This window comes from Mesorhizobium sp. M5C.F.Ca.IN.020.32.2.1, assembly GCF_004023105.1.
Taxonomy (GTDB): domain Bacteria; phylum Pseudomonadota; class Alphaproteobacteria; order Rhizobiales; family Rhizobiaceae; genus Mesorhizobium; species Mesorhizobium wenxiniae.
Genome location: NZ_RZSX01000468.1, coordinates 1 through 4989 on the forward strand (window position 1 = coordinate 1; position 4989 = coordinate 4989).

Below are 4989 nucleotides of genomic sequence, written 5' to 3' on the forward strand. Positions count from 1 at the left end.
AGACAGGTAGATGCACCTCCTGCACCCATGGTGAAGTTGGGGGTCGAGCTTGCGGAACGGTTTGGAGCCCATCTTATCGGCCTGGCGGCAGCGGATGTCCCGCCGCTCGTCGCCACCGGCGACGGCATGGTCTACGAAGGCGAGATCATGCAGGTCCAGCGAACGGAGATCGAAAAGCGGCTTGCCGAACTGCGTGCCGAGTTCGAGAGGCTGGTTCCGGCTTCGATCACGAGCGAATGGGGGCAAGCCGTTTGTAGCCCGACCCGCTTCCTTGGCGTTTCTGCCCGCGCAGCCGACCTCATCGTTACCGGCACCGAGGAAGGAGAAAATGTCTATCGCGCCGTGGATATCGGCAGCCTTGCGCTCGGCGCCGGCCGGCCGGTCCTGGTCGCGGCAAGTAATATCGAACACGTCATGGCAAAAACCGTGCTTGTTGCCTGGAAAGACACCAGGGAGGCGCGACGGGCGATGGCGGATGCACTGCCTTTTCTCGCGAAGGCCAACGAAGTGGTCATCGTCACAATCGATAGCGATTGCGACGACAACATCCGTGACAGCCTCGCCGACGTCGCGGTTTATCTTGAACATCACGGCATTACGGCGCGAACCGAACTGATCCGCGGCGAGGCTGACGGCGATCGACTATTGACATTCGCGCGCTCGATCCATGCCGACCTGATCGTCTCCGGCGCATATGGTCACAGCCGCCTGCGCGAATGGGCGTTCGGCGGCGTAACGCGTACGCTGATCGAAGAGAGCAGCATCAACCGTTTCATGTCGTATTGACCACCGGTCGCATCGGAAACTTCAAGCCCGCCACTTGCGGCATTCACGCACGTTTCATCGTTCAGAGGGATTCCTGTTGACCGAGATCAATGCAGCGGTCGCCAGCACGGCAATAACCTGCCGGGAAACGGGAGTGAAACGACATGAGTTTTCTCGAGTACCTGATTTCAGTTGACGCCAGGACCGCCTTGATGGGCCGCATGATGCAGAAGCTCGGCGTCGACAAACAATTGAAGGTCGTTCCGGACCATGTTGCCGTCACCAATCGGGCGGTGGACCGCTGCCGCTCCTGCGGGCACCAGGATGAATGCTCGACTTGGCTCGACGAACACCAACAAGCCGATGATCCGCCAGACTATTGCCGCAACCGCGACCTGATCGCACGGCTACAGCACGCGGCCGGCCAACGATAGAGCGTCGTGCGGCCATGCTACTGTTCGCGTCACCAGGGCTGCGTGCCGCAGCTTCGCCGATGTCCTGGGGGGTCATCGCTCGCGCAATGTTTCGCATCTGCAGGCTGATGTCGTTCCGGCGAATACCGCCCGCGAGCCTGCACTCGCGCCCATATAAACAGCCGACTGCCCTCAAGCCACTGCTGCCCGCTTTGTTATCAAGGCTGCCATGACAGGAATCTGGGAGAGTTGCCTCGCAAAGGCGCACCGCTAACGACAATGCGATGCGCCGGCAGCTCTTGCGCTGGGTCATACGTGCTGATTTGCGGACATCAAAGAGGTTGGCCGATAAAGATATATTGACAATGTTTCTTTATGGTGCGATTCCGACCCATATCGACGAACGCCTCCCTTTGAAAGCAAATGCATCGATCGCCATCGTGGACGCGACTCCACTCGGCGCGTTGCGGAGCTGTTTGAGTGTGGGCCTCCTTGAGGTCTTTGGGCCTTCGAAAAACAAGAGCGTGCACATGACTGCGAATGGTCGGAGCAAGAGAACGATCATCATCGGTGGTGCCCCGTTGCCGGACATGCTTGACGAGGCCTTGATCCGTCTTGTGGTTAACGGCTTTTATGATGAGATTCGCCGCGACGATCTTCTCGGCCCCATCTTTCATGACGCTATCCAGCCTGAGGCGTGGCCGCGCCATCTGGCTAAGATGTGCGACTTCTGGTCCGCTACGCTGCTCCGGACGTCCCGTTATGAAGGCCGGCCATTACCGCCACACCTGGCGATCTCCGGCCTTGGAGTGGCGCATTTCCGGCGTTGGCTAAAGCTGTTTCGCGCAACGGTGTACCGCATTTGCCCACCCGAGGTTGCGGCGCTGTTTATGGATCGCGCACTGCGCATAGCTCACAGCTTCCGTCTCGCGGTCGCCTTCAGCCGTGGCGAGACTACGATGGGCGTAGAGCCGATCGCTGAGAAGGACCTGTGATGCCGGGTTCGTGGTGTTTACGGGAGGTAGATCCGTGCGGCTGACTAATTTTTCGGATTATGCCTTGAGAATGTTGATGTATGCGGCCTCTGCCGGTGATCGCCTGATCACGATCGAGGAGGTGGCACGCACGTTCAAGGTATCCAAAACGCACCTGAACAAGGTTGCCAACACCCTGACGCGCGGCGGTTACTTGAAGGCGGTCCGCGGTCGCTCCGGTGGTCTTGCCCTCGGGCGGAGCCCCGAGATGATCCGGATCGGCGACGTGGTACGTTTGACCGAGCCAGATTTCGCGCTTGTGGAGTGCTTCGCGACCGGAAATCAGTGCGTGCTCACCGGCTGCTGCAAACTTTCAGGCATGTTCGGCGACGCGATGGCCTCCTTCCAGGATACCCTTGACCGTTACACGCTGGCCGACATAGCGCTGATGCCCAAGGACTTTGTCGGCGGGCTGCCTGCATCCGAGGCTTCGGCGTATCGATAAGCTTGGGTAAGGCCCCGATCTACAATTCAACCGCAACGCCGCGCGATTCGCGTCTGCCGGCCCGTGGAGACAAGCATGACTGATCCCAAACAAGAACGACACGCCGACGGTCAAGCAATTCGAGTCGGGCGTCGACCTCAGCAATACGCTGCTTCCCATGCTGATAGGCGGGCTTGTTCTGATCGTCGTCGGTGCAATCGCGGTCATGACGTTTGTCTAGTTTTCATTGCCAAACGGCAATGCTCATCAACGTTGCGGAAGCGCAAAGAAGGCGGTCTGAGCGGAATCTATGAAGACGCTTCGCAATCACGGAGGACTTCATCGTGAAGGAGCGGAGTTCCATCAGTCCCGACACGGTCGTCGACGAGATCATGAGGAAATGGCCGGCAACGGTGGCGGTAGTGCTGAGTTACAAGATGCTCTGCGTGGGCTGCCCGATAGGCACCTTCCATACCGTGACTGAGGCATGCCATGAGCATCAGATCAACGAGACCGACTTCCTAGCCGATCTGGAATCGGCTGTTCGAGCGAGCGGGTGACAGTCAGCCCTTGGTCCGGTTCTCTGAGAGGACCACAAGCCGGTGCGCGTCTTTGACCGTGACCTTCTGGCGCCCGCTCACGATTATCCCGTTTTCTTCCCATTTGGTGAGCAGTCGGCTGACGGTGTGCAGTGTCGTCCCCGTCATTTCGGCGATGTCCTGCCTCGAGATAGGAAAATCGATTTCGAAGCCGCTTTCGGTCTTCCGGCCAGTCTGATTTGCCAATCGCAGCAGCGCGTGAGCAACGCGCTGCTCGACCTGTTCAGTGGACATCTCCACAACGCGCGTCTGGGTTTCTTGCAGCCTGTTTCCGACGGTCCGGTACGTGGTTGACCCAAACGTCGGGAACCGACGCGCCAGTTCGGGCCATAACGCATTTGGCCAGGCCAGCACGACACAGTCCACCGCCGCTACGGCGCTGGCGGGATAGATCGTCCGGCCGAGCGCCGCGGCGACTCCAAAAATTTCGCCTTCGCTGATGTATCTGGCGATGACCTGCTGTCCGTCCGGTGTGGTGCGGACGACGCGTATATGCCCGGCGATCAGCACGAAGAACGAATGGGCCTCGGTGTCCTGCTCGAAGATCGCCGAGTCCTTGGCATAGCGGGACGATCGAGCGCTTCGCAGTATCTCGCTCTGCTCTTCGGGCGCCATCCCCTGGAAAAGCGGCAGCCGCGATATCAGTGATCGGTCCAGCGCAGCCAAGCAGAATCCTCGTCAGTCGTGCGGCAGACCTTTCTTACCCCGAGTTTGCGCCAGCGCAAATTCTGCGGCGGCGGATCAGGCTAAATGACATGGAACGGCCAAATGCCGCGAAGACGAAACAAAGGACAAATCGATGAAACTCTCCATTCTGGCTGCCGCAATCTCCATCCTCGCGCTCGCCGGCGGCGCAAACGCGGAAGAGCACGTGGTGCAGATGCTCAACAAGGGCGAGAAAGGCGCTATGGTCTTTCAGCCGGCCTTCGTCCAGGCTGCACCCGGTGACACCGTCAAGTTCGTACCGACCGATAAGACCCACGACGCCCAGTCGATCAAGGGCATGATTCCGGATAGCGCAGAACCGTTCAAGGGAAAAATGAACGAGGAAATCACCGTTACGCTCACCCAGGAGGGGGTCTACGGTGTCAAATGCGCGCCTCATTACGGCATGGGCATGGTCGCGCTGATCGCTGTCGGCAAGCCGGTCAACCTCGATGCGGCCACGGCGGTCAAGCATAGCGGGAAAGCAAAGAAGGTGTTCGCGGATCTGCTCAGCCAGGTTCCGGCCAACTGATCCAACACCGATACAGCCATGCCTGCCCGCTGCGAGGCAGGTTGGGGTCGGACGGACCGAGGGGCGGCGGTTCATCCGGCCCTTTTTCATCTGGAGACACAAATTATGGGAATTCCACGCCTGCGCGCCTACTCCGGGCCTGCGTTTCTTTCCTATGGATTCAGGCCTTTCTTTTTCCTCGGCGCGCTTCATGCCGGGCTCTCCGTCATGCTTTGGCTGCCGATGTATACGGGCGAACTCGATGCTCACAGTGCGCTTGTTCCGGTCGACTGGCATGTGCATGAGATGCTGTTCGGCTATCTGCCGGCGATCGTTACCGGGTTCCTGCTGACCGCCATCCCGAACTGGACCGGCAGGCTGCCCGTGCAAGGTCCACCATTGCTGGCACTCGTTGTCCTGTGGATTGCCGGGCGCGCCGCCGTTTTCTTCTCGGCGGATATCGGTTGGCAAGCAGCCGCTGTGATCGACGTGGCTTTTCTGCTTGCGGTCAGCGCGGCGGCGGCTCGTGAAATCGTCG

The 4989-nt window shown here is 59.6% G+C and carries 8 protein-coding genes; 7 read left to right on the top strand and 1 reads right to left on the bottom strand.

Annotated features, from left to right (window positions below):
- The 5 genes from EOA86_RS21890 to EOA86_RS21910 all read left to right on the top strand — a co-directional run.
- Positions 1 to 786, top strand: a 786-nt coding sequence (locus EOA86_RS21890; protein WP_128343540.1) for a universal stress protein, incomplete at its 5' end; no start/stop codon positions are given.
- 143 nt (positions 787 to 929) lie between these two features.
- Positions 930 to 1199, top strand: a complete 270-nt coding sequence (locus EOA86_RS21895; protein ID WP_128343542.1) for a DUF6455 family protein — start codon at positions 930 to 932, stop codon at positions 1197 to 1199.
- A gap of 344 nt (positions 1200 to 1543) precedes the next feature.
- Positions 1544 to 2173 (top strand): group III truncated hemoglobin, encoded by a 630-nt coding sequence (locus EOA86_RS41530; RefSeq protein ID WP_348633362.1) that lies wholly within the window; start codon positions 1544 to 1546, stop codon positions 2171 to 2173.
- A 34-nt stretch (positions 2174 to 2207) separates the two neighbouring features.
- On the top strand, positions 2208 to 2657 hold the full coding sequence (locus EOA86_RS21905; protein ID WP_128343543.1) for an Rrf2 family transcriptional regulator: 450 nt from the start codon (positions 2208 to 2210) through the stop codon (positions 2655 to 2657).
- Positions 2658 to 2980: 323 nt separating this feature from the next.
- Complete coding sequence (locus EOA86_RS21910) at positions 2981 to 3196, top strand: DUF1858 domain-containing protein (RefSeq protein ID WP_128343545.1); 216 nt, start codon at positions 2981 to 2983, stop codon at positions 3194 to 3196.
- 3 nt (positions 3197 to 3199) lie between these two features.
- Here the strand turns inward: EOA86_RS21910 and EOA86_RS21915 are convergent, their stop codons facing one another.
- Complete coding sequence (locus EOA86_RS21915) at positions 3200 to 3901, bottom strand: Crp/Fnr family transcriptional regulator (RefSeq protein ID WP_128343547.1); 702 nt, start codon at positions 3899 to 3901, stop codon at positions 3200 to 3202.
- A gap of 133 nt (positions 3902 to 4034) precedes the next feature.
- Here EOA86_RS21915 and EOA86_RS21920 point away from each other — a divergent pair, with 133 nt between their 5' ends.
- Both EOA86_RS21920 and EOA86_RS21925 read left to right on the top strand, forming a co-directional pair.
- Positions 4035 to 4472 carry a pseudoazurin gene (locus EOA86_RS21920; RefSeq protein WP_128343549.1) on the top strand — a complete coding sequence of 146 codons (438 nt, stop codon included), beginning with the start codon at positions 4035 to 4037 and terminating at the stop codon, positions 4470 to 4472.
- Between the two features lie 105 nt (positions 4473 to 4577).
- A partial coding sequence (locus tag EOA86_RS21925) for an NnrS family protein (protein WP_206630095.1) occupies positions 4578 to 4989 on the top strand: 412 nt, incomplete at its 3' end.